Consider the following 23739-nt stretch of genomic DNA (forward strand, 5'->3'; position numbering starts at 1 on the left):
CTGACGCCGGGGGGCGCGGGGGGATTTGGGGGCACGGGTCATCACACTCATCGCCGCCCTGGCGGCGATCATCACGCTGGCCGCGCCGTCCACGACACGCGCGGCCGATGACTTTGCTCCGCCCGCCCTCACCATCAACCGCGCCGACTGGCGCGCCGCGCTGGACCAGCTCCGCTCCGAACTCAACGCGGCGCCCGAGGTCGCTGCCGACTTCGCTCTGTCCGCGCACCGGAGCAGCGTTTCGGCCGGCGATGCGCGGCGCAGGCCCGCGCTGGTCCAGCTCAACGGCGTGACCTCGACCATCTTCACGGGGATCGGACGCAGTCCGGTCCCCGTTTTGCTGCCGTTCGACGCCGCGTCCTATCTTGCTGCGCGCCGCAGCGCCGCCATCGCGGCGCGCGATCTGCCGCGCTATCAGGCCGACTTCCAGACCGACCTGTTCGATGCCGGCCCGTCCGGCTACGACGCCGTGTTCTCGCTGCCGCCGGAGATGACCTCCGGCCTGCCGCCGCGCGTCTTCGCCAAGCCGGTCGAGATCCAGATCACCGGCTCGCTCCTCACCTACGAGGTCGCCGATCCCGCCGGCGGCAAGGGCGAAGGCGTCAAGGCGCTGTCAGCGCAATATCCCGATCTGCGCCGCTTCATCCGCGAGGGCTATGTCCGCTACGCCTTCACGCGCTTCGGCGTGCCCTACGTGGTCTCGATCCAGTGCCTGGACAGCGCGCCGCGACCGCGCCGGCTCGCCTGCCGCGAGGCCTATCCCATCGCCGAACGCTTTCTCAAGGCGCTGCGCATCGCCGGCGGACAGCCGTCGCGAATCCCGCCGGAGATCGCGCCGCTCGCCGCCGAGCGCCCGCTCACGCTGGATGCCGATTTCACCTATCGGCCCGTTGGCGACATCGTCGCCAACAGCGGCGGACGCGGCCGGAGCGGGCGGGCCGACCGCACCGTCTATTCGCAAATCCGCTATCCGCTGGATGCGCCGGCCTATGTGCATTCGCAGTCGTTCGGCCGCCGGCGCGCGAGCGACAAGTTCGACCAGCCATGGAGCCAGTATCCCTGGCGCGACAATTTCTGCGAGGCGCGCAGCTTCAACGTCGGGCAGTGCGCCAGCGGCTTCGGCCATCAGGGCCAGGATCTCAGGCCGGGCGCCTGCCCGGTGCGCCGCGACGGCGCGGACGGCTGCAACCCGTGGCGGCAGCGCGTGCTCGCCGTGCGCGACGGCGTCGTGATCCGCTCGACCCGGCAGCAGGCCGTGACGGTGCAGGTCAACAGCGGCACCGAGCACATCCGCTTCCGCTACATGCACATGAATCCCGCGGCGATGGATGCCGACGGCCTGCTCAACGGCCGCAGCCTTCGCGAGGGCGAGCCGATCGGCGTGGTCTCGAACTATCTCGACCATCCCAACGGCACCACGCGCCATCTGCATTTCGACGTCCAGTTGTTCACGCGCGACGGCTGGATCTGGGTCAATCCCTACGTGACGCTGATCACAGCCTATGAGCGCCTGATCGGCGGCCGCGGCCGCGAGGTCGGGCTGGAGGAGATCGCCGCGTCGCCGCCGTCGACGACCGGCGCACTCGGATCGTCACCGCTCGGACCAGCGGCCGACGCCGCCGCGGCGCGCGACCGGAACTGATCGCCGGCGAGCCCGGAACCGGGACCCACCGCTCCGGGTTGTCTGGTCAGGAGGATCACAGATGATGACAGCCAACCCGCATCGCAGACCCGGACCCGCGCTCGTTTCAACCGCGATTGCGCTGCTCTGCGTGGGCGCGCTGACGATGCTGGTGCGCGACCGCTGGCATCCGCCGGAAATCAAGTCCGCCGAGGCGGCACGGCATTCGATGACCGGCCAGGTCGCCCGCGCCGCCGGCGCGCGCGTGATGCCGACCGACCCCAGCCTCGCGGTCGAGCCGAAGCCGGAAGGTCCCCAGCGGGCGCAGCCGGCGAATCCGTTTTGAGCGCAGCCCCCTTGCTGATCAGTTCGAGCTGACTGCAAGCGGCATGTGTCTCTTGCAACTCAAGGAGACGGCCAAGGAGCAAGAAGTCACGCCGACCACTTTTCCTCTTCGCGGCGGTGCTCCTCGGCGTTGAGACGATCCGCAATCTCTTGCGCCATCGCCTCGTTCTTCGTCGTTGCGATCGGCTTGCCGTCCTGGCGCTGCACGCGCTCCTTGTCGGCCTCCAGCGGAAAATCCTCCGGCTTGAGCGGTTCGTCCGTCCCGGTCATGCGCGCCTCCTCTGCCTCCCGCGTATAACCCGCCGGGCCGTGCTGCGGTTCCGGACAACTCACGAAGCCGCCCGCACCGGCCGCTCCGCCGGCGTCCAGCGGAAGGCGACGCCATAGCGATTCCAGAGATTGATCACGCCGATCGCCGACGTCAGGAACACCAGCTCCGTTTCCGAGAATTCGGCCCGGGCCTGAGCATAGACCTCGTCGCTGACGCCGCCCTGCAGCGTGGTCAGCGCCTCGGTGAACGCCAGCGCCGCGCGCTCGCGGGCCGAGAATTGCGGCGCCTCGCGCCACACCACGACGAGATTGATCTTGTCGGCGGACACGCCGAGCTTCTCGGCCAGCAGCACATGATGCTGCACACAGAATGCGCAGCCGTTGATCTGCGACGCCCTGATCTTGACGAGTTCGAGCAACTGCTTGTCGAGGCCGGCCTTCGCCGCCTGCTGACTCACCGCAAGGATGGCATCGTAAAGCTCCGGCGCCTGGCTCCGGAACGCGGTGTACTCGCTTCGCGCATGTGACATGGGCCTGTCTCTCGTGTTATCAGATGTCTGACAACTTATCAGGGCTCTGATGATATGCGCAAGGCACCGGAATTGACGACCTCGCGAGCGCCGCGAAAGGCTGGCCCCGCGCGGCGGCCAAGGAGTCAAACCCGGACTCAACCCAGGACAGCGGCCCGCCCGCCATCGCCCGGCGAGGGCAAGCGCGGCGAGGATGGCTACCTCGCCTATCTGCTGCGCCAGGCGCAGGCCGCGGCGCGGCTGTCGCTCGACCGCGCGCTCATCCCAACCGGGCTGACCCATCCGCAATTCGTGGTGCTGACGATGCTGAAGGCCTATCCCGGGCTGTCCGGCGCCGACCTCGCCCGCGTCGCGCTGCTGACGCCGCAGACCGTCAACGTGATCATCGGCAATCTCGAACGCGACGGCGCCATCGAGCGCACGCCGCATCCCGTCCATGGTCGGATGCTGCGATGGAGCCTGACGCGCCGCGGGCTGGCGCTGTTGGCCAAGGCGCGCCGGCAGGCCACCATCATCGAGCGCAGGCTGGCCCGCGGCTTGAAACGGAGCGAGCTCGCGACCATCCGCCGCTGGCTGGCGCACGTCGCGGCCGACCTCCACGGCGCCTAGCCGGTTCCCGCCGCTCCCAAGGCTTTGCCGCGCCCCGCCCTGACCGGGTAGACTGGCGCCATGACCCAGCCCGATTCCATGACCCGCCGCGCCTTGCTCCGCTCCGGCTTTGGCGCTGCCGCGCTGCTCGTCCCCGCGCTGCCAGCGGCGGCTGCCCCAGCCGAATTCGAGGCCTGGCGCGACGGCTTTCGCGCCCGCGCGCTCGCCAAGGGCATCTCACAGGCCACCTGGACGCGGGTCATGGCACGGCTCGAGCCCGACATGACCGTGTTCAAGGAGATGCGCAACCAGCCGGAGTTCAAGGAGCAGCTCTGGCAATACATCAATCGCCGCGTCTCCGACTGGCGCGTCATCAACGGCAAGATCGCGCTGCAGAAGAACGAGGCGCTGTTCGCCCGCATCGAGAAGGACTTTGGCGTCGAGCGCGGCACGCTTCTCGCGCTGTGGGGCGTCGAGTCCGCGTTCGGCGATCCCCTGGTGCAGCAGAACCACATGCGCCCGGTGTTTCCGGCGCTCGCCGCGCTCGCCTGGAACGAGCCGCGGCGCAAGGCCTATTGGGAGACCGAGCTCACCAATGCGCTCAGAATCGTCGATCGCGGCTGGAGTACGCCGGAGGAGATGCGCGGCTCCTGGGCCGGCGCCATGGGTCACACGCAATGGATGCCCGAGGTCTGGCTCAATGTCGGCTTCGACTATGACGGCGACGGCAAGATCAACCCGTTCGGCCGGCCCGACGACGCGCTCGGCTCGACCGCGCGCTATCTCGTCAACCGCGGCAAATATCACCGCGGCGAGCACTGGGGCTACGAGGTGCGCGCGCCCGGCAACATGTCTGGCAGTCGCAGCTATGCGGCGTGGCAGGCGGCCGGCGTCACCCGCGCCGACGGCCAGCCGTTCCCGCAGCCCAATGCGTCAGCGCAGCTCTGGATCCCGGTCGCAGGCGGCCCCGCCTTCCTGCTCGGCCCGAACTTCTACTCGGTGAAATCCTACAATCCGGCCATGAGCTACGCGCTCGCGATCTGCCATCTCGGCGACCGCATCCTGGGGGCACCGCCGTTCCTGCAGCCCTTCCCCGGCTCCGAGCGCGCGCTGACCTTGGCCGAGGTGCAGGAGATGCAGAAGCGCCTGACCGCAGCCGGCTTCGACACCGGCGGCACCGACGGCCGCGTCGGCAACGACACCATGAAAGCGATCCGCGACTTCCAGGCCAAGGCCGGCCTCCAGCCGGCCGACGGCTATGGCGGGCTCAAGGTGCTGGCGAAGCTGCGGCAAGGCGGCTGACGGCCGTCCGCGCGGGTCGGATCGCGCATACGTGCTTACCGCTCGCCGCACGAATTCATCGGGATCAGGAACCTATCGACCGGAGTGAGCAATGACGATGATCGTGGCCGAGCGCACCTACCGGAATGTGGCGACAGGCAACGATGTCGCCGCGCGGGTGTTCGCGCCCGAACGGGTCGACGACTTCGAGTGGCGCTGCAGGATTGCCATCGAGGGGCTGGAGAGCCCCGTCGACAAGTGGATCAGCGGTGTCGACTCGTTTCAGTCGCTGTGTCTGGGGCTGAAACTCCTCTGCAGGCTGCTTACGGAGGACGAGGGGAGCCTCGCCTTCCTCAATGGAGACCCCGGTGACGTCGACGTCCCGCTGATCGCAGACTGCTGCTTTCCGCAAACGCGGACCGAGGCCTTGCGCTTCATCACCGAGCGCGACCGCGAGCTGCTCGACGCCCTGCCTGGTCCGATCCCGTCGGTGCCGCCGGAAAATGTACCCGAGACGAAATTGACCGAGGTCGTCGCCGAGCGTGTGCTGCGCGATGTGACGACGGACACCGCCGTCGTCGCCAGACTGTCCGCGCCCAGACGGGCCGGACCGAGATCCTGGTACTGTGACATTGAAATTCGCGGCTTGGGCAACCCGTTCGAAATGGCCATCTCCGGCGTGGATTCGTTCCAGGCCTTGTATCTGGGCCTTTACCGGACCTGCGTCCATCTGGAGAAGCACGAGCATCACCTGGCCGATGCCGTGGACGGCGCACCGGCGGGAGACGCCAATCTTCCCTTCATCTCGTTCTGTCCGCCCGAGGCGAAGCAAGAGGTCCATCGCGACATGCACGACAAGCTCACGACGGAGGCCCGGCCGTAGCGACGGCGCGGAGTACGACGACCACTGGTCATTGTTCGCGATGACGGAGGGCTGAGGGCCTCCTCGATTGCGGCCACGGTCACACCTTGGCCGCCCACACGCCGGCTAGACTTCGGTGCCCTAGCTCTGGGCGGCGAATACGAATTGCGGGGATTGTTTGTAGGTTCCGTGAACTACACCATGGGAACTCAAACTTCATAGGACAGTCGTATTGTCCAACTGGACACAATTTACCCATTCTTTTGATCTGATTTCGAGCATCTGACGGCATGTTTATCAGTATGCGTGTGTACATCAACTAACAACGGAGCGACGCCATGCGTGTCGCGTTGATCCTCATCGTCATGGCAACCATGACGTCTCCATCGCAAGCGTCTCCTTCGTGTATGAACAAGAGCGAGGCGCGTCATCACTTCGGTTCGGTGCATATTTACTGGCATGGCTCAAACCACTGTTGGGACGCCACACCAATGACGAGGCGCCGCCACATAGCGAGAGTTGAACGCCAAACTGTCGAGCGCAAGCTGCAGAAGGAGCAGCCGCCGCATTGGCGCGACGCGCGATCGGAAATGTTGGCCGCCGCCCGGCCGTTTGAGCCGAGCACTGAATCAGACGACCCGCCCGAGACGACGATGACCAGATCCAACTGGTCAGCGCGGTGGATCGATGTCGCGCAAGTTGGTCCAGTGTCTCTACCCCAGAGCCTCCCCGCCTCCATACCCGCAGCGTCAAATTCCAAACATCAGGCCGAATCCGGCGCGGAGTCTTATGGCGTCGCCCTGATCGTTGTAGGCTCAATGTTGCTGCTTATCGTTGTCGTCGGATTCATGTTCCGACCTGGCGATACGCGCATAGGAGTGATGTTCGCGGCCGTGCACCGCCGAATGTACTCTTGAGTTCGTGGCCGCTCGCAAGTTCTCTCCGACCACGACACGCTGCCACCGACTGGATCACGATTTGGCCGTCGCCTCGCGGTGGCCGGACCTCGACGCCCGCGCCTTGGGCTGCGACGCGCTCGCCGCCTTCACGCGGATGCGCACCGAGCCGCCGCCCTTGGACTGTTCCTCGATCTCGAAGCCGCCCGTCTTGCGCACGAGGTCGCTGAGCTTGCGGCAGCCATAGGTGCGTGGATCGAAGTCGGAGACCAGGTTGGAGAGCTGCTTGCCGACCTCGCCGAGCGCGACCCAGCCGTCCTCGCTCTCCATCTGCGTGATGACCTTCTTGATCATCGGCGTCGCCGCGCTGATCGGCAGCAGCGACTTCGGCGCCGCAGCGCTGTCCGCGTCCTTGCTGCTCGCCGCGTCGCTGCGCAAATTCTCCGTGTAGATGAACCTGCGGCAGGCCTGCCGAAAGCTCTCCGGCGTCTTCTGCTCGCCGAAGCCGAACACGTCGATGCCCTGCTCGCGGATGCGCGCCGCCAGCCGGGTGAAGTCGCTGTCGGACGACACCAGGCAGAAGCCGTCGAAGCGTCCGCTATGCAACAGGTCCATCGCATCGATCACCAGCGTGATGTCGGAGGCGTTCTTGCCGGTCGTGTAGGCGAACTGCTGCTGCGGCACGATCGCGTGGCGCGCCAGCGTATCGGCCCACGGCCTCGAGCGCGGGCTGGAGAAGTCGCCATAGATCCGGCGCACGCTCGCCTCGCCGATCTTGGCGATCTCCTCGAACAGCCCGTCGACGATCTTGGCGGAGGCATTGTCGGCGTCGATCAGGACGGCCAGACGCGGCGAGCGGGGTTCGGACGGCATCAGATGGTCCTTGAGTAGGCCTTGGTCTCATTCCTTATACGCGGGCCGACGTCCATTCGAATGATTTTCTTGAGGCGAATGACGAGACTCGCGATGCGCGACAGGGCGCGGCCACGCGAGGCGCGGCGTGCAGAGGCCACAGAGATATGCGCTGCTGCGCCCCCCCACCATTCGTATACGAACAAATTCCGGGTTCCCGGCCTGTTCTGGCGATCGTTTTCACCTTCCCTTAATTTGGGTCGCACAACGATGCGCCCACCCAACGATGGGATCTGCGGCAAATGATCAAGGAAGGCACTTATTCGGCCTGGTTCAGGACCCCCAAAGGCCAGGGAACCGGGATCGTCGAGCTGGTGGGCGGCAAGGTGTGCGGCGGCGACACCGTGCTGAGCTATGCCGGAAGCTACGAGGCCCATGGCGATCGTTTCACCGCCATCATCAAGACGAAGCGCCATGCCCCGGGACAGCCGTCGTTGTTCGGCCCGGACGAGCTGACGCTCAGCCTCGAAGGATGCTGCAGAGGCACGCCCGTCACGTGCACCGGTTATGCCGCGGAAGCACCCGACGTGCCGTTCGAGGCGTTGCTGCTGTTCTCGGCGTCCGACGACGCCCCATCTCCGCCCGCGCCCCGGCCGACGGCAAAATTCAGTCCCGATCATCTGCCGAAGCCGTCCTGGCGCTAGCATCCGACGCGATTGACGTCATCCTTTCCCCTGGGAACCGAACGCCTACGCGGTCGCCAGCGGCAGCTTGCGTTCGGCCACGATCCGCACCGGCGGAAACACGACGCAATCAATCGCATCGGAGGTTGATCGCCAGGGCCATCGACGTCCTGCTCAAGGAACCGACGCGCTGATCTTGCCGACGAGATCGAGGAAGCGCTGCGTTCGGACGCCTGTCCGATTCACGGCCAGATCGACCAGCTCGACGACCACCAGGTGCTTCGAGGGAACGACCACGATCTGCTGTCCGCCGTAGCCGGAGGCAAAATAGCCGCTGATGCCGGATCGGACGCTGCTGAAGGTCCACCAGAGATAGCCGTAACCCCGTCCGGGCTGCTCGGTGTCCGAGAGACGGCTGGTCGATTCCGTCACCCATGTCGGCGGGATCAGTTGAGCCCCATTCCAGCGTCCGCCGTTCAGGAACAGCAGGCCAAACCTCGCCAGGTCTCGCGCGCTCATCCGAAACACATAGGCCGGATGCGACGAGGAGGCTTCCTTCACGTACACGCCGTCTGCGGCGGAGAAATCCTCCATCCCGATCGGCCGGCCGATCCGTCTGTCGAAGCTTGCGAACACGTCGTCGACGGACTGCCGATAGATCGTGCCGAGCGCGTTGAAATCCCAGTTGTTGTAGTACCAGAAACTGCCCGGCGGATGGCTCTCGCGCGCCGGCCGCCTCTGCTTCATCTGCCCCGTCTCATAGGACGCGAGATGATAGACCCCGGAGCGCGCCATCAGTAGCTGACGCACCGTCGCGGTCTGCTCGGCCGGCGAAAGCCCCGGCGGAACGTCGTCGATCTCGAGCGCGGCAAGCGTGCTGTCGAGGTTGATCCGGCCGGCTTCGACGGCGATGCCATACAACGCGCTGAGCAGACTCTTGCGCACGGACCGGACATTGACCTTCGCACCGAGATCGCCGAACGAGGCAACAATGTCGTCGTCCCTCACGACCATGATCGCTGTCGGCTTCTGTTCGACCGCAAACTCCTGCACCTCGCGTGCGATCGGTGCAGACCAGGGCGTCTCGTCCGGGCTTGCCGTCCGCCAATGCAGTCCCGGCTCGGCCTGAGCCCAGGACCAACCCATCGCAAGGATTGCCAGCACGGCAAGCGGACGTCGCATTGGCACGTTCATTCCCGTCTCGACAAAACCGATGTCGAGAATGCTAGAGCAAGACCGACGGACGGTACAGAGGTCACCGGCCATCGATGTCTCTGTCTGCATGGCCGCGGATCTCCACTGCTCGATGACGCAACATGCCCCGTTGCAATTTTTTTATTTTCACCCGCAGCATCAGCCAGATGGCCGCCGCAGCCAGCCCCGCCCTCAAACTTTCCGCTTGCTTTTGTTCCGAAAATCGGAAATAACATCCGCATCCCGTCCTCATGAGAGGGACGTTTCGCGATCGTCATGAACGTGGAGGGCGGGATGCGGTGGCCGCGATCGTGTTGCAGCGTGCTCGATGTACGCGGACGAACGGCAGGTTGCGGACGTGAAATCGCGTGGTCCTGGCGCCCCGATGCTGGCGCCAAGCTCTTGGGAGATGATGATCCCGGGGGCGACGGTGGCTAACAAGCCGGACACCGGGGAGATCGCGTATAAGCGTTAAGACCTCCGCGCAGGGAATGCCGGTTGAAACGGCTTTGCCTGTGGTGACTGCCGCCTGCTTTTTGTTTGCAGGCGGGCCATGGGTGAGGCCTTCACCCGGCATTCCCTGCGCCCTCTTTCATCGGGAGGGTCCTTGACGATGCATCACTCGGGCGCGATGGCGCGGCGGGATGTGAAATCATGCGCGCATTATGGGAAGCGCGACGGCCGTCATACTCCGATGTCGTCCCGGCCTCCGCGCCGGCAACTGTTATGCTGATGGAGTGATCGCATAAGGTTTTCGGTCGCGCATCATGGCATTCAGGATGGTTAGAAGCTTCCTGGCGACGGCGATGAGGGCGAGCTTGGCGGGTTTACCGGCTTGGCGCAGACGGTTGTAAAAGATCTTGAAGCGATCGGCGCGGCGGACGGCGTTGAGGGCGGCCATGTAGAGGGCGTCGCGGACACGCTTCCGGCCGCCGCCGATCTTGCGCTTGCCACGATACGCCCCGCTATCGCGATTGAAGGGAGCCAGGCCCGCAAGAGCGGCTACCTCCTTTGGCCCGAGATGGCCGAGTTCCGGCATCTGGGTGATGAGTTGCATGCAGGCGACGGGTCCCACACCGGGCACGGAGCGCATCAGCTGTGCCTGCTCCGCAAGCACCGGCTCGGCTTTGATGAGCGCGTTGATCTCGGCCTCGATCTCGACGATCTCGTCATTGAGGACCTCGATCAGGCGGCTGATGCGTTCGGCCATGGCGCGGTCCTCGGCCTCGCTGCGGCGGTTCTTTTCCTGGGCGCGCATGGCAACCAGTTGATCCCGCCGTTTTGCAAGCCTGGCGAGGGCGCTTTGGGCAGGCGTCATGGCCTGCTCGGTGGCTGGCTGCATGGCGCGCCCAAAGGCTGCCAGCGTTCGCGCGTCGATCGGATCGGTCTTGGCGAGTTGGCCGCTGGCGCGGGCGAAATCGCGAGCTCGAGCCGGGTTGATCCGCGCAAAGCGGATGCCCGCCCGACGCAGGGCCTCGCGCAGTTCGAGGTCGTAGACACCCGTGGCCTCAAAGACCACCAGAACATCGCATCCCCAACGCGCCACCAGCTGTGTGATGGCCTGTGGCCCGTTGGCGATGCGCTCCGGCGCCCCCACGGCTTCATCAAAAATATCGAGATAGGGTTTGCAAACGTCGATTCCGACGCAACGAAAAGGTACGATCACGGTGCCTGTCCCTGTGATGCGAGGTCTGTTGGCGCAGCCTCGTGCAACTGTTCAGGTTGATAAATGGAACGGGCGGGAGACCGAGCCGGCTCACGGCGTCTAGCGCCAAGGACCCAACGGCTTCCCGCCCACCATCATCATGGCAGACTTTCCAGACACAGGGACCCATACCTACCGGGAGCAGTTCGAGGCACGATCGAGGTGGGCATCTCGTTCTCACAACAACGGCTGCGGCATATGGGTCAGGATCGGCGCTTCGACGACGCACGCAGCTTGTCCGGGACGACTCGTCGATGTTGCTCTACCTGATCATCGCCGGCCCATGGTCCGGCACGGCGACATCGAGCACGCGCAGCTGCACGCGCTCGACACCCTGGTAGCGGTCGACGGTGAGGGTGCCGGCGACGTGCAGGATCTGGCCGCGATGCTGAACCAGGGCGTTGCCGAGCTTCTGGCCCACGCTGCGGAATGCGATCGCATTCACGGCGGCGCCGTCGCCGGATTTGAAGCGCAGCTTGAGATGCGCCTGCCCGACCTCGTCGGCGTAAACCAGCTGATGCGACGGCAGCGCCACGATGGGCTCGGGATTGCCGCTGCCGAAGGGACCGGCGCGATTGAGCGTCGCGACCAGCTCGGGTGTCGCGGCGCGCGCGCTGATGGCGCCGTCGATCAGGATCTCGTTGACGTGACGTGCGTCGGCGACGTCGGCGGCGAGCGCGCTTTCGAGAAAGGCGCGAAACTCGGCCAACCGCTCCTTGCGCAAGGTGACGCCGGCGGCCATCGCGTGCCCGCCGCCCTTCATAAGGATGCCCTGCTCCACGGCGTGGCGGACGGCCTTGCCAAGATCGACGCCCGGAATCGAGCGGCCCGACCCGGTGCCGATGCCGCCCGGCTCGAGCGCGATCGCAAACGCCGGCCGGGCAAACTTTTCCTTGAGCCTGGATGCGACCAGCCCGACCACGCCGGGATGCCAGCCTTCGGATGCGGTCACGATGACGGCGCCCTTGTCCTCCAGCCCGAGCGAGGCCAGCGCCTCCGCTTCGGCCTGCGCTTCGGCCTGCTGCTCGATGATCCGGCGCTCGCTGTTGAGCCGATCGAGCTCGGCGGCGATGCGCGCGGCTTCGGAGATATCGCTTTCCAGGAGCAGGCGCACGCCGAGATCGGCGCGGCCGATGCGCCCGCCGGCATTGATGCGCGGTCCCAGCATGAAGCCGAGATGCCAGGCTTCGGGCGGACCGTTGAGCCGGGCGACATCCATCAGCGCGGTGTGCCCGACATGGTCGCGCCGGCGCATCGCGATCAGGCCCTTGGCGACGAAGGCGCGGTTGAGCGCGATCAGCGGCGCGACGTCGGCGACGGTGCCGAGCGCGACGTGATGCAGCATGCTGAGCAGATCCGGCTCCGGGCGCGTGCTGCTCCAGAAGCCGCGGCCGCGCAGCTCGCGATTGACCGCAACCAGCGTGACCAGCGTCAGCCCGACCGCGGCGAGATAGCCGAGGCCGGAAAGATCATCCGGCCGGTTCGGATTGACCAGCGCCTCGACCTCCGGCAGCTCCTCGCCGCATTGATGGTGATCGATCACCACCACGGACATGCCGAGCCGCCGCGCCTCCGCCAGCGGCTCGAGGCTGGTGGTGCCGCAGTCGACCGTCACGAGCAGCGTCGCGCCCTTGCCGGCGAGCGCCCGGATGGCGTCGACGTTCGGGCCGTAGCCTTCGAAGATGCGGTCGGGAATGTGGATCAGCGGATCGAGCCCGCAATGGCGCAGATGCCAGGCGAGCAGCGCCGCCGAGGTCGCGCCGTCGACATCGTAGTCGCCGAAGATCGCGACCTTCTCGCCCTTGACCGCGGCGTCGGCAATGCGCTGCGCCGCCGCCTCCATCTGCGTCACCGTGAACGGATCCGGCATCAGCTTGCGGATGGTCGGATCGAGGAAGTCGTTGACCGCGTCGATCTCGACGTCACGCCCGGCGAGCACGCGCGCCAGCATCTCGGGCAACTGATAGCGCTGCACCATCGCAAGCGCGCGCGCCGCGCCGCGCGCATCCAGCCGGTCGCGCCACAATTTGTTGGTCAGCGACAGCCGCACGCCCAGGAACGCCTGCGGGGCGCTCAGGGGCAGTGCAAGGGCGGATGGTGCCATGATGCGCGGGGCCTCGCTTGCAGCGCAGCGATTCGAAATGGACGCAGTCGAATCTACAGCAACTGGCCTGCCTCAGCAGGTTCCATCCATGAAACCCACCAGAATCGTCCCAGAACTTGGCGGAACTCACAGGAAATCAGGGAAATGCCGCCATATACGGCTGGTTGCCTAAAATTAGAGCTGCGTTCGATGGAGTGCATTAAACAGCCATTAGGCGAACTCCGTAACATTTCAATCAATTATTACGTCCGATTTGTCCGCCCTCTTCGTGCCGACCAGGAGGCGCGGCAACATGGAGTTCATTGCCGATGCTGACCGCGCCCGAGTTGAAGACGCAGCCCTCCGCCGCTCCGGCACAAACGACTCCCAAGGATGACGAGACCGACGTCTCGGCGCTGATCGCGCGGCTCACCGGCGAGGTCAATCAGATCGCCTGCGAGAAGACCAAATCGATCCAGCAGATCACCAACCAGATGAAGATGCTGGCGCTGAACGCGCTGATCGAGAGCTCGCGGGTGGGCGCGCAAGGCGCAGGCTTCGCCGTGGTGGCCCAGGAGGTGCGCGCCGTCGGCCAACTCGTCGAGACCATCGCGCGCGAGCTGGAGGGCCAGCTCACGACGCGCACCGGCAATCTGAAGAGCTCGATCGAGCGCATGACCGAACGCGCCCGCGGCGAGCGCATGGTCGATCTGGCGCTGAACGCGATCGAACTGATCGACCGCAATCTGTATGAGCGGACCTGCGACGTCCGCTGGTGGGCGACCGACTCCGCCGTGGTCGATTGCGCCGCCGCGCCCGATGCCGCCCGCGTCACGCACGTCTCCGAACGGCTCGCGGTGATTCTCTCCGCCTACACCGTCTATCTCGATCTGTGGCTGTGCGATCCGAGCGGCAAGGTGATCGCCAACGGCCGCGCCGACCGCTTCAACGTCGTCGGCCAGAGCGTCGCCGACACCAAATGGTTTCGCGAGGCGCGGGGCTTGCGCTCGGGCGACGACTACGTCGCCGGCGACGTCGAGTGCCAGCCGCTGCTCGGCAACGCCCAGGTCGCGACCTATTGCGCCTCGGTGCGCGAGGACGGCAAGGCGCATGGCAAGCCGCTTGGCGTGCTCGCGATCCATTTCGATTGGGAAGCGCAGGCGCGCGCGATCGTCCAGGGCGTGCGCGTCAGCGAGAGCGACAAGGCCCGCGTGCTCCTGGTGGATTCCAATCTGCGCGTGATCGCATCCTCGGACGGTCAGGGCATTCTCAGCGAGCGCGTTTCACTGAAGCTCGATGGCAAGCGCAGTGGCTTCTATCAGGACATCTCCGGGCGCATGGTCGCGTTCCACGCCACGCCCGGTTACGAGACCTACAAGGGGCTCGGCTGGTATGGCGTGATCGTGTCGGGCGCGTGAGGCAGGGCGATCAGCAGCCGAGCCGGTCGGCGATGCCGTTGAAATCAAAGGCGACGATGTCCCAGGCGCCGGTGGCGTCGAAGTCGCGGCTCTGCAGCGGGCCGTATTCGGTGGGGCGGGCGACGAAGGCGGTCTTCAGTCCGTAGCGTTGCGCCGCCTCGAGATCATTGTTGTGCGCGGCGACCATCATCACCTCGCCGGGCGCAAGACCGAGCAGACGCGCGGCGCCGAGATAGGTTTCGGGGTCGGGCTTGTAGTGCGCGAACAGCTCGGCGGAGAGCACGAGGTCCCAGGGCAGACCCGAGAACTTCGCCATGTTGGTGAGCAGTGCGACGTTGCCGTTGGAGAGCGGCGCGATGATGTATTTGGACTTCAGCCGGGTCAGCCCGGCGACGCTGTCGGCCCACGGATGCAGCCGGTGCCAGCCACGGGTGAGATGATCGAGATCGGCTTCGGTCAAGCCGGTGATGCCGAGCTGGGCGACGAGCGTCTCCAGCGAGCGCCGGTGCAGCACGTCGAGGATGACGTAGCCGCGCTCCGGATGCCTGCGGACCTCGTCCATTGAGCCGACATAGAGCCCGCGCCAGCCATCGACCAGCGCGGTCCAGTCGCCCTGGATGCCGCGGGTCTTCGACCACGCGGTGAAGTCGTTGATCAGGCTGGTGCGCCAGTCGACGACGGTGCCGAACACATCGAACACCAGCGCCTTGACCATGGACAGGTCGGACATGCTGAGCCGCTCTCCAATTTCGTCATTCCGGATGCGCGCGCAGCGCGCAGACCCGGAATCTCGCGCCACGATCTCGAGATTCCGGGGTCACGCTCCGCGTGCCCCGGAACGACTGTGCTGGATCAGTCGAGGTGGAACTTCGCCAACTGGCGATGCTCCGCGCGGATGTAGCGCACCGTGCCGGTGACCGAGCGCATCACGACGGTCTCGGTCTCGATCACGCCGTCCTTGCGGAACTTGACGCCGGAGAGCAGCGAGCCGGTAGTGACGCCGGTGGCCGCGAACAGACAGTCGCCGCGGGCCATGTCCTCGATGCCGTAGATCATCTTGGGATCACCGACGCCCATCTTGTGGGCGCGCTCGCGCTTCTCCTCGGTGTCGAGGATCAGGCGGCACTGCATCTGGCCGCCAATGCAGCGCAGCGCCACCGCGGCCAGCACGCCTTCCGGCGCGCCGCCGGTGCCGAGATACATGTCGACGCCGGTGTTGTCGGGATCGGCACAGTGGATCACGCCGGCGACGTCGCCGTCAGTGATCAGGCGCACCGCAGCGCCGGTCGAGCGGACGCCCTGAATGATGTCGGCGTGGCGCGGACGGTCGAGCACCAGCACCGTGATCGCGCCGGGCTCGACGCCCTTGGCCTTGGCGAGCCGGCGCACGTTGTCGGCCGGCGTTGCGTCGATGTCGACGACGCCCTTGGCGTAGCCGGGGCCGACCGCGATCTTCTGCATGTAGACGTCGGGGGCATGCAGCAGCGTGCCGCCATCGGCCATCGCCATGGTCGCGATCGCGCCCGGCATGTTCTTGGCGCACAAGGTCGTCCCCTCGAGCGGGTCGACCGCAATGTCGACCTTGGGCCCGGCATTGAGGCCGACCTTCTCGCCGATATAGAGCATGGGCGCCTCGTCACGCTCGCCCTCGCCGATCACGACCGTGCCCTCGATCGGCAGCTTGTTGAGCTCGCGGCGCATCGCATCCACGGCCGCCTGGTCGGCCGGCTTTTCCTGGCCGTGGCCGCGCAACCGCGCCGCCGACACCGCCGCCCGTTCGGTCACGCGCACCAGCTCCAGCGTCAGGATGCGCTCGAGCAGCAATTGTTGCGGGACAGAAATCTGCGTCGACATCGATCAACTCCTCAAGACGTCAAGGCGGACATCCGCCATCAAAATCTACCGCTCGCACGCCGCCCCCCTGGGCGGCATCCGGGTCAGGCGGTCGGCACGAACGGCCGCTCCCCGCCTGTCTATTCTCCCGGTTTGAGCATGAACCTATACCAAACGCCACGCGTTTGTTTGAGCAGGGACAAGTGGTTCCCTGGGCATCATGCGCTAGTTCTTCTCGATCCGGATCACCTGCGGCTTGCCGCTGATGACCTTGTCGCGCTGCACCGCCTGGAGCGCGCGATGCACGGCGTCCTCGTGTGTGGCATAGGTGATCAGGATGACCGGCACCGGCGCAGACTTGCCGGCCGTCTTTGCCGGCTCGCTGCCATTGGGATGGCGCTGCACGATCGATTCGATCGATATCTTCTGCTCGGCGAGCCGGGTGGCGATGGTCGCGGCCGTGCCGGCATGGTCACGCGCCATCAGGCGGATGTAATAGCCACCCTCGTGCCGCTCCATCGGCGCCTTCTCGGTCGCCTGCAGCCTGTCGACCGGACGCCCGAACGGCGCGGCGCGGATGCCGCGCGCGACGTCGGCAATGTCGGCGACGACGGCGGACGCCGTCGCGGCCCCCCCTGCTCCCGGACCGACCAGCGTGATCGGCGGGATACCGTCGCCGTCGATCGTGACCGCGTTGGTGACGCCCATCACCTGGGCGATCGAGGAGGATTTCGGCACCATCGTCGGGTGCACCCGCTGCTCGATGCCCTTGGCGGTGCGCACGGCAACGCCAAGCAGCTTGACGCGGTAGCCGAGCTCCGCCGCCGCGCGCAGGTCCTCCGGCGCGATCGAGGAGATGCCTTCGACATAGACCGAGTTCTGCGCCACCTGGGTGCCGAAGGCGAGGCTCGCCAGGATCGCGAGCTTCTGCGCGGTGTCGTGGCCATGGATGTCGAACGACGGATCGGCCTCGGCATAGCCGAGACGCTGGGCGTCCTTCAGACATTCGTCGAACGACAGCCCCTCCTGCTCCATCCGAGTCAGGATGTAGTTGCAGGTGCCGTTGAGGATGCCATAGACGCGGCTGATGCCGGTGCCGGTGAGTCCTTCGCGCAGGGTCTTGACCACCGGAATGGCCGCGCCGACGGCGGCTTCGAAGTTCAGCGCACCGCCATGCTTCTCGGCCGCCTTGGCGAGCTTCAGGCCGTGCTTGGCGATCAGCGCCTTGTTGGCCGTCACCACCGACTTGCCGGCCTTGAGAGCGGTGTCGATCGCCGACAGCGCGGGATCGCCGGCGCCGCCCATCAGCTCGACCAGGCAGTCGATTTCGGGATCGCTCGCCAGCGCGATCGGATCCTTGGCCCATTTGATCCCGGACAGATCGATGCCGCGCTTCTTGGCCTTCGACCGCGCCGTCACGGCGACGACCTTCACCGGGCGCCCCGTGCGTTCGGTGAGCACGCGTCCCTCACGCTCGATGAGACGAACGACCTCGACACCCACGGTGCCGAGGCCCGCGATGCCCACTCTCAGGGGTGCGACCATGGAATCAAAGAACCTGTCGAAAGGAAAGTACGGGAGTTCTCAGCGCCGGTTGGCGATGGGAACGACGTTGTGCAACGTTTCGATCCCGCTTTCAAGGAAGCGGCGGACGCCGCGCGCGGCCTGCCGGATGCGCTGCTCGTTCTCGACCATCGCGATGCGGACATAGCCTTCGCCATGTTCGCCGAAGCCGACGCCCGGCGACACCGCGACGCCGGACTTCTCGACCATGAGCGTCGCGAACTGCATGCTGCCGAGGCTCTTGAACTTCTCTGGCAAAGGCGCCCAGGCGAACATCGACGCCTCAGGCGACGGAATCTCCCAGCCGGCCCGGCCGAACGCCTCGACCAGCGTGTCGCGGCGCTTGCGGTAGACGTCGCGCATCTCGCGAATGCAGTCGTCGGGACCGTTCAGGGCAGCCGTGGCCGCGACCTGCACCGGCGTGAACGCGCCGTAGTCGAGATAGGATTTCACGCGCGCGAGCGCCGCGATGATGCGCTCGTTGCCGACGGCAAAGCCCATGCGCCAACCGGCCATCGAATAGGTCTTCGACATCGAGGTGAACTCGACCGCGACATCCATCGCGCCAGGCACCTGCAGCACCGACGGCGGCGGGTTCTTGTCGTCGAAATACACCTCGGCATAAGCGAGGTCCGACAGGATCAGGATCTCGTGCTTCTTCGCGAATGCGACGAGGTCGCGATAGAAGTCGAGGCTCGCGACATAGGCGGTCGGGTTGCTCGGATAGCAGACGATCAGCGCAAGCGGCTTCGGGATGGAATGAATGATCGCGCGCTCGGCCGCCTCGAAGAACTGCGGCGTCGGCTCGGACGGCACCGACCGGATCACGCCGCCCGCCATCAGGAAGCCGAAGGCATGGATCGGATAGCTCGGATTCGGGCAGAGAATGACGTCGCCCGGCGCGGTGATCGCCTGCGCGACGTTGGCAAAGCCTTCCTTGGAGCCGAGCGTCGCCACGATCTGGGTGTCGGGATTGAGCTTCACCCCGAAACGGCGATCGTAATAGGCTGCCTGCGCCCGGCGCAGTCCGACGATGCCGCGCGAGGCCGAATAGCGGTCGGTCCGCGGCTTGCCCAGGGTCTCTCTGAGCTTCTCCAGCACGTGCGGCGGCGCCGGCAGATCCGGATTGCCCATGCCGAGATCGATGATGTCGGCCCCGGCGTTCCGCGCGGCCGCCTTGGCCCGGTTGACCTGCTCGAACACGTAAGGCGGCAGACGGCGGATGCGATAGAAATCTTCCATGGGTCTCTCGGCTCCGGCAACCGGGGGCGGATTCGCCAGCAGAGCTGGCGCTGCGGCGGCGCACGCCATGCCTTGAAACCGGTGCTGGATCAGGAGCTTAGCACGGGCTCGCGGCTTGGCTGGCAACGACACGCGGAGGTGTTGATTCCGGTTGTTTTATCATGGCCGCCGCGCCGCGCCAGACAATTACGCCGCTCCGGGCGGCCGATCGCCCAGCCCCTGTCCCTGGCCGATCATTTGGGCCTGGTGCTGGTGCCCGCCGAGGCCTGGCGGTCGCGCGCCGCGAGCAGCTCCTTTTCGATCTTGTCGCGCTCCTGCGGCGAGATGATCGGCGCATCGCGGTCGCGCGGCACGTCGTTGACGGGCAGATACCCGCCCGGCTCCCTGGGTCGGGCGACCGCATCCGCGTCGAGCGAAGGCATGTCCGCGATTGGACTGGAGCACCCGGCAAGCGTGAGCGCGCCGAACACAACGAGCCCCGCAACAAGGGCGCGCCGTCCCGAACTCCAGCCTCGCCCCTGCGTCCCCACGCGCACGTCCCTCAGCCCCCAACTTCCAGTCGACGGTCCCCGGCCCGACCGCAGCGCGGCGCATTTTGCCGCAGCACAACCAATTGTCACTCGAAACGTGACCGGCTTGAACAGGAATTTCATCCAGCTACGTGATCATGATGTCGGAAGCGAGAGATTTTTTCGCAGCGCAACAATCAGAAATCGAATTTGCCGCAAACTCGCGGATTATTGATCTCGCTCGGTGACGAAACGGTCCCGACGCGATAGTGTGATCCAGCCATGACCGACGTTCAGAACAGCAGCAATCCAGAAAAAACATTCGATGCGGAAGCGTTCGCGATGAACATCGCGAAAGCCATGGAAAGCAGCGGCAAGGCGCTCTCGGCCTACCTGAAGCCGCGCGAGACGGGCGAAGTTCAGGACCGGCCACCAACCGAATTGACCGAAGTCGTCAAATCCTTCACCGCCGTCGCCGACTACTGGCTGTCGGACAAGGATCGCGCCAGCGACATCCAGACCAAGATCGCCAAGGGCTATCTCGATTTGTGGGGCTCGGCCGCGCGCCGTCTCGCCGGCGAAGACGCGCCCCCGGCCATTTCGCCGTCCCCGCGCGACAAGCGCTTCGCCGATCCGGAATGGAAGTCGAACCAGTTCTTCGATTTCGTGATGCAGGCCTATCTTCTGACGACGCAGTGGGCGCAGGACCTCGTCCACAATGCCGAGGGCCTCGATCCGCACACGCGCAAGAAGGCCGAGTTCTACGTCAACCAGATCACCAATGCGCTGGCGCCCTCGAATTTCGTCCTGACCAATCCGGAGGTGCTGCGGCAGACGCTAGCGTCGAGCGGCGGCAATCTTGTGCGTGGCATGCAGATGCTCGCGGAGGACATCGAGGCCGGCAAGGGCTCGCTGAAGATCCGCCAGTCCGACCCGGCCAATCTCGAGGTCGGCGTCAACATGGCGACGACGCCGGGCAAGGTGATATTCCAGAACGAGATGATGCAGCTGATCCAGTACGCGCCGTCGACGGAGAACGTGCTGCGCACGCCGCTGCTGATCGTGCCGCCCTGGATCAACAAGTTCTACATCCTCGATCTGCGCCCCGAGAAATCCTTCATCAAATGGTGCGTCGATCAGGGCCTCACGGTGTTCGTGATCTCCTGGGTCAATCCCGACAAGAAGCTCGGGACCAAGACCTGGGAAGACTACATGAAGGAAGGTCCGCTCACCGCGATGGATGTCATCGAGAAGGTGACCGGCGAGATGAAGGTGCACACGCTCGGCTATTGCGTCGGCGGCACCATGCTCGCGACCACGCTGGCCTGGCTCGCCGACAAGCGCCGCCAGCGCGTGACCTCGGCGACCTTCCTCGCCGCCCAAGTCGACTTCACCCATGCCGGCGATCTGCTGGTGTTCGTCGACGAGACGCAGATCTCGGCGCTCGAGCGCGACATGCAGGCCTCGGGCGTGCTCGAGGGCAGCAAGATGGCGATGGCCTTCAACATGCTGCGCTCGAACGACCTGATCTGGTCCTATGTCGTCAACAACTACCTGAAGGGCCAGCCGCCGCAGGCATTCGACCTGCTGCACTGGAACTCGGACGCCACGCGGATGTCGGCGGCGAACCATTCCTACTACCTGCGCAACTGCTATCTGGAGAACCGGCTGACGCAGGGCACGATGGTGCTGGACAACACGCTGCTGGATCTCTCCAAGGTGAAGGTGCCGGTCTACAACCTCGCCACCCGCGAGGACCACATCGCGCCCGCCGACTCCGTGCTGTACGGATCGCAATTTTTCGGCGGTCCGGTGAAGTACGTGCTTTCGGGCTCGGGCCACATCGCCGGCGTCGTCAATCCGCCCTCCTCTGGCAAGTATCAGTATTGGACCAATGACCAGATCCACGACATCTCGCTGAAGGACTGGATGAAGGGCGCGCAGGAGCACAAGGGCTCGTGGTGGCCGGACTGGCGCGAATGGCTGAGCCAGCTCGATCCGGAAGAGGTTCCCGCGCGCGGCGTCGGCAGCGAGGTCTATCCACCGCTCGAGGATGCGCCGGGCTCCTATGTCCGCGTCCGCGCATAGCGTGATCCGCCGCGATTGACTATAAACGCTCCGTCCCGCCGGGACGGGACGGGAATCAGTTGAGGGGATCTCGATGACGCGCGAACTGTTCTGGCTGACGCTCACGGTCATTCTGACCGGCCTGCTGTGGGTTCCCTACATCCTGAACCGCTGCCAGGTCCGCGGCCTGACGGGCGCGATGGCCAACCCCTCCCGCAACGACAAGCCGCACGCGCCGTGGGCGACCCGGCTGATGTTCGCGCACGACAACGCGGTCGAGAACCTCGTGATCTTCGCGCCGCTGGTGCTGATCCTCAACGCGATCGACTATTCGACCAAATGGACCGTGCTCGCCTGCGCCGTCTATTTCTGGTCGCGCGTCGCCCACGTCATCGTCTACGCGATCGGCCTGCCCGTATTTCGCACCCTTGCGTTCGTCGTCGGCTTCATCGCCCAGGCCGTCCTGGCGCTCGCGATCTTCGGCTGGCTCTAGGCCTATCGGCTAGGGAAGATTGTCCCGCAGGAAGATGTCGATGCGGATGCGCTCCTGATCGGGGCTGATCGGCTCGCCCGAGCAATGCGCGAGCAGGACCCGCGCAGCCGAGCGCGCCTCGTGGCCGGGATCCTGGTTGATGATGGCGTCGCACGTGCCGCGGACCAGGAACCGCCTGGTGTGCTGGGTCAGCTCATGGGTGATCCAGACCACCTCCCGGGCGCGGCCGGATGCCTCGAGCGCATCGGCGATGCCACGGTTGCCGGCGCCACAACAGTAGATGCCGCGCAGATCCGGATGGCGCGCGAGCAGCGCGGCGGTCAGCTCCCGCGTGCGCTCGCTCTCATCGCGGCCTTCGATGGCCGGAAGCGCGAGCAGGTTCGGGTACTCGCTGGACAGGATCTGGTGAAAGCCGAATTGCCGCTCGGCGTGATCGCGCAGCGACAATGATCCCGCGATCACGGCAACCGTCCCCTCGCGACCGCCGAGATAGCGCCCCATCAGCGTGGCCGCCGTCCGTCCCGCGGCAGGGTTGTCGATGCCGACGTAGTGCAGGCGGCGCGAGCTCGGGGCGTCCGAGACCAGGGTCACCACCGCGACGCCGCGCGCGGTGAGCTCGTCGATCGCGGCGCGCACTCTGGGGTGATCGAGCGCGATGACCGCAACGCCCTGATAGGCCGGCGACAGGTTCTCCAGCGCACCGGCCAGCACGTCAGGATCGAAAACGTCGACGTGGAGGATATCGATGAAGCCGCGCTGGCCGGCCAGCCACTCTGCCGTGCGCTGGACCTGCTCGGTCAGGATGGTCATGAAGCTGTTGCCACCGGTCGGCAGCACGAAGGCAAAGCGGAAGCTCTGGCCGCGCGCGAGCCGTGCCGCTGCGACGTCGGCGCGATAACCCAGCTTGGCAACAGCGGCCTCCACCCGGGCAACGGTCTTGGCACGCACGCCCTCGCGCCGGTTGATGACGCGGTCGACGGTGGCGAGCGACACGCCCGCCGTCCGCGCGACGTCCTCCAGCGTGGCCCGGACCGGTAACGGGTTCGCGTCAGCCGTCACTCGCGCGCCGCCCATAGCATGCCGCGGGTCATCAACGTCCGGATCTCCGGCACATCGAGCTCGTAGGCACGGTGGCCGAGCGAGGAATAGAACACCCTGCCCGCGCCGTAACGCTTCTTCCAGACCACCGGCATCACCACCCCCTCGATCCATGGGGCGTGCTCTCCGGTGAAGGTCGTGGTCGCCAACACCTCGTTGGCCGGATCGACGTGCATGTAATACTGCTCGGAACGGTGCTCGAAACTTGTCAGGCCCTTCATGATGGGATCGTCCGGCCTGGTCAAGTCGACCCGGTAGTCGATGATGTTGCCGGGATGGGCGACCCATTGCCCGCCGCACAGGAACTGGTAGTCGACCGAATCGCGGAAGGCATCGCACATGCCGCCATGATGGCCGGCGAGCCCGACGCCGCTGCGCACCGCCGCGCAGAGGTTGAGCGCTTCCGCCTTCTCGATCTTGGACATCGTGTAGATCGGGATGATCAGCGACAGATCGTGGATCGCAGGATCTGCGAACGCGGCCGTCGTGGTCTCGATCCGCACCTCGAAGCCTTCCGCCTTGAGCCAGCCGCGGATCATCGAGGCACAGAGGTCGGGGTCATGTCCTGGCCAGCCGCCCCATACAATCATTGCCTTGCGCATGTCT

General features: G+C 65.9%; 23 protein-coding genes. 10 read left to right on the top strand and 13 right to left on the bottom strand.

What is annotated here, in order from left to right; all coding sequences use genetic code 11:
- The first annotated feature begins 25 nt into the window (after positions 1 to 25).
- Positions 26 to 1642 carry a M23 family peptidase gene (locus ACQR1E_RS02230; protein ID WP_434896599.1) on the top strand — a complete coding sequence of 539 codons (1617 nt, stop codon included), beginning with the start codon at positions 26 to 28 and terminating at the stop codon, positions 1640 to 1642.
- Positions 1643 to 1703: 61 nt separating this feature from the next.
- Positions 1704 to 1967, top strand: a complete 264-nt coding sequence (locus ACQR1E_RS02235; RefSeq protein WP_434896600.1) for a hypothetical protein — start codon at positions 1704 to 1706, stop codon at positions 1965 to 1967.
- Positions 1968 to 2053: 86 nt separating this feature from the next.
- Here ACQR1E_RS02235 and ACQR1E_RS02240 read toward each other — a convergent pair whose 3' ends face one another.
- Both ACQR1E_RS02240 and ACQR1E_RS02245 read right to left on the bottom strand, forming a co-directional pair.
- Positions 2054 to 2236: a hypothetical protein gene (locus ACQR1E_RS02240; protein ID WP_434896601.1), complete on the bottom strand. Its 183-nt coding sequence runs from the start codon at positions 2234 to 2236 to the stop codon at positions 2054 to 2056.
- Positions 2237 to 2295: 59 nt separating this feature from the next.
- On the bottom strand, positions 2296 to 2766 hold the full coding sequence (locus ACQR1E_RS02245; RefSeq protein ID WP_315826897.1) for a carboxymuconolactone decarboxylase family protein: 471 nt from the start codon (positions 2764 to 2766) through the stop codon (positions 2296 to 2298).
- Between the two features lie 54 nt (positions 2767 to 2820).
- Between ACQR1E_RS02245 and ACQR1E_RS02250 the strand changes: the two genes are divergently transcribed.
- From ACQR1E_RS02250 to ACQR1E_RS02265, 4 genes are all read left to right on the top strand, one after another.
- A complete protein-coding gene (locus tag ACQR1E_RS02250) occupies positions 2821 to 3375 on the top strand; it encodes a MarR family winged helix-turn-helix transcriptional regulator (RefSeq protein ID WP_434896602.1) in 555 nt (184 codons plus the stop codon).
- Between the two features lie 60 nt (positions 3376 to 3435).
- Positions 3436 to 4656: a lytic murein transglycosylase gene (locus ACQR1E_RS02255; RefSeq protein WP_434896603.1), complete on the top strand. Its 1221-nt coding sequence runs from the start codon at positions 3436 to 3438 to the stop codon at positions 4654 to 4656.
- A 91-nt stretch (positions 4657 to 4747) separates the two neighbouring features.
- Positions 4748 to 5518 (top strand): DUF6968 family protein, encoded by a 771-nt coding sequence (locus ACQR1E_RS02260; protein ID WP_316170486.1) that lies wholly within the window; start codon positions 4748 to 4750, stop codon positions 5516 to 5518.
- A 317-nt stretch (positions 5519 to 5835) separates the two neighbouring features.
- Positions 5836 to 6414 carry a hypothetical protein gene (locus ACQR1E_RS02265; protein WP_434896604.1) on the top strand — a complete coding sequence of 193 codons (579 nt, stop codon included), beginning with the start codon at positions 5836 to 5838 and terminating at the stop codon, positions 6412 to 6414.
- A 54-nt stretch (positions 6415 to 6468) separates the two neighbouring features.
- Here the strand turns inward: ACQR1E_RS02265 and ACQR1E_RS02270 are convergent, their stop codons facing one another.
- Positions 6469 to 7266, bottom strand: a complete 798-nt coding sequence (locus ACQR1E_RS02270; protein WP_315751654.1) for an NYN domain-containing protein — start codon at positions 7264 to 7266, stop codon at positions 6469 to 6471.
- Positions 7267 to 7547: 281 nt separating this feature from the next.
- On the opposite strand from ACQR1E_RS02270, the gene ACQR1E_RS02275 reads away from it, so the two are divergent.
- On the top strand, positions 7548 to 7949 hold the full coding sequence (locus ACQR1E_RS02275; protein ID WP_315751655.1) for a hypothetical protein: 402 nt from the start codon (positions 7548 to 7550) through the stop codon (positions 7947 to 7949).
- Positions 7950 to 8102: 153 nt separating this feature from the next.
- Here ACQR1E_RS02275 and ACQR1E_RS02280 read toward each other — a convergent pair whose 3' ends face one another.
- From ACQR1E_RS02280 to recJ, 3 genes are all read right to left on the bottom strand, one after another.
- Complete coding sequence (locus tag ACQR1E_RS02280) at positions 8103 to 9110, bottom strand: serine hydrolase domain-containing protein (RefSeq protein WP_315712112.1); 1008 nt, start codon at positions 9108 to 9110, stop codon at positions 8103 to 8105.
- 736 nt (positions 9111 to 9846) lie between these two features.
- Complete coding sequence (locus ACQR1E_RS02285; RefSeq protein WP_434896605.1) at positions 9847 to 10788, bottom strand: IS110 family transposase; 942 nt, start codon at positions 10786 to 10788, stop codon at positions 9847 to 9849.
- A 301-nt stretch (positions 10789 to 11089) separates the two neighbouring features.
- Positions 11090 to 12931: a single-stranded-DNA-specific exonuclease RecJ gene (gene recJ / locus ACQR1E_RS02290; protein WP_315826890.1), complete on the bottom strand. Its 1842-nt coding sequence runs from the start codon at positions 12929 to 12931 to the stop codon at positions 11090 to 11092.
- 308 nt (positions 12932 to 13239) lie between these two features.
- Between recJ and ACQR1E_RS02295 the strand changes: the two genes are divergently transcribed.
- Positions 13240 to 14328, top strand: a complete 1089-nt coding sequence (locus tag ACQR1E_RS02295) for a methyl-accepting chemotaxis protein (protein WP_315751656.1) — start codon at positions 13240 to 13242, stop codon at positions 14326 to 14328.
- A gap of 10 nt (positions 14329 to 14338) precedes the next feature.
- Here the strand turns inward: ACQR1E_RS02295 and ACQR1E_RS02300 are convergent, their stop codons facing one another.
- The 5 genes from ACQR1E_RS02300 to ACQR1E_RS02320 form a co-directional block, all read right to left on the bottom strand.
- Positions 14339 to 15058: a haloacid dehalogenase type II gene (locus ACQR1E_RS02300; protein WP_434896606.1), complete on the bottom strand. Its 720-nt coding sequence runs from the start codon at positions 15056 to 15058 to the stop codon at positions 14339 to 14341.
- Positions 15059 to 15180: 122 nt separating this feature from the next.
- On the bottom strand, positions 15181 to 16182 hold the full coding sequence (gene glpX / locus ACQR1E_RS02305; protein ID WP_315712118.1) for a class II fructose-bisphosphatase: 1002 nt from the start codon (positions 16180 to 16182) through the stop codon (positions 15181 to 15183).
- A gap of 204 nt (positions 16183 to 16386) precedes the next feature.
- Entirely contained in the window at positions 16387 to 17706 is a 1320-nt protein-coding gene (locus ACQR1E_RS02310) for a homoserine dehydrogenase (RefSeq protein WP_315712119.1), read from the bottom strand.
- Between the two features lie 39 nt (positions 17707 to 17745).
- Positions 17746 to 18966, bottom strand: a complete 1221-nt coding sequence (locus ACQR1E_RS02315; RefSeq protein WP_315712121.1) for an LL-diaminopimelate aminotransferase — start codon at positions 18964 to 18966, stop codon at positions 17746 to 17748.
- Positions 18967 to 19199: 233 nt separating this feature from the next.
- On the bottom strand, positions 19200 to 19388 hold the full coding sequence (locus ACQR1E_RS02320) for a hypothetical protein (protein WP_316186946.1): 189 nt from the start codon (positions 19386 to 19388) through the stop codon (positions 19200 to 19202).
- A 369-nt stretch (positions 19389 to 19757) separates the two neighbouring features.
- Here ACQR1E_RS02320 and ACQR1E_RS02325 point away from each other — a divergent pair, with 369 nt between their 5' ends.
- Positions 19758 to 21563 (top strand): PHA/PHB synthase family protein, encoded by a 1806-nt coding sequence (locus ACQR1E_RS02325; RefSeq protein ID WP_434896607.1) that lies wholly within the window; start codon positions 19758 to 19760, stop codon positions 21561 to 21563.
- A gap of 73 nt (positions 21564 to 21636) precedes the next feature.
- Positions 21637 to 22035: an MAPEG family protein gene (locus ACQR1E_RS02330; protein ID WP_315751659.1), complete on the top strand. Its 399-nt coding sequence runs from the start codon at positions 21637 to 21639 to the stop codon at positions 22033 to 22035.
- A gap of 9 nt (positions 22036 to 22044) precedes the next feature.
- On the opposite strand, the gene ACQR1E_RS02335 is transcribed toward ACQR1E_RS02330, so the two are convergent.
- Together ACQR1E_RS02335 and ACQR1E_RS02340 are read right to left on the bottom strand one after the other, a co-directional pair.
- Complete coding sequence (locus ACQR1E_RS02335; protein WP_315712126.1) at positions 22045 to 23094, bottom strand: LacI family DNA-binding transcriptional regulator; 1050 nt, start codon at positions 23092 to 23094, stop codon at positions 22045 to 22047.
- Positions 23091 to 23735: a ThuA domain-containing protein gene (locus ACQR1E_RS02340; RefSeq protein ID WP_315712128.1), complete on the bottom strand. Its 645-nt coding sequence runs from the start codon at positions 23733 to 23735 to the stop codon at positions 23091 to 23093. Before ACQR1E_RS02340 ends, ACQR1E_RS02335 begins: the two co-directional genes overlap by 4 nt.
- Between the last annotated feature and the right edge of the window lie 4 nt (positions 23736 to 23739).

Origin of the sequence: Bradyrhizobium sp. HKCCYLRH1030 (genome assembly GCF_051168395.1) — a bacterium.
Taxonomy (GTDB): domain Bacteria; phylum Pseudomonadota; class Alphaproteobacteria; order Rhizobiales; family Xanthobacteraceae; genus Bradyrhizobium.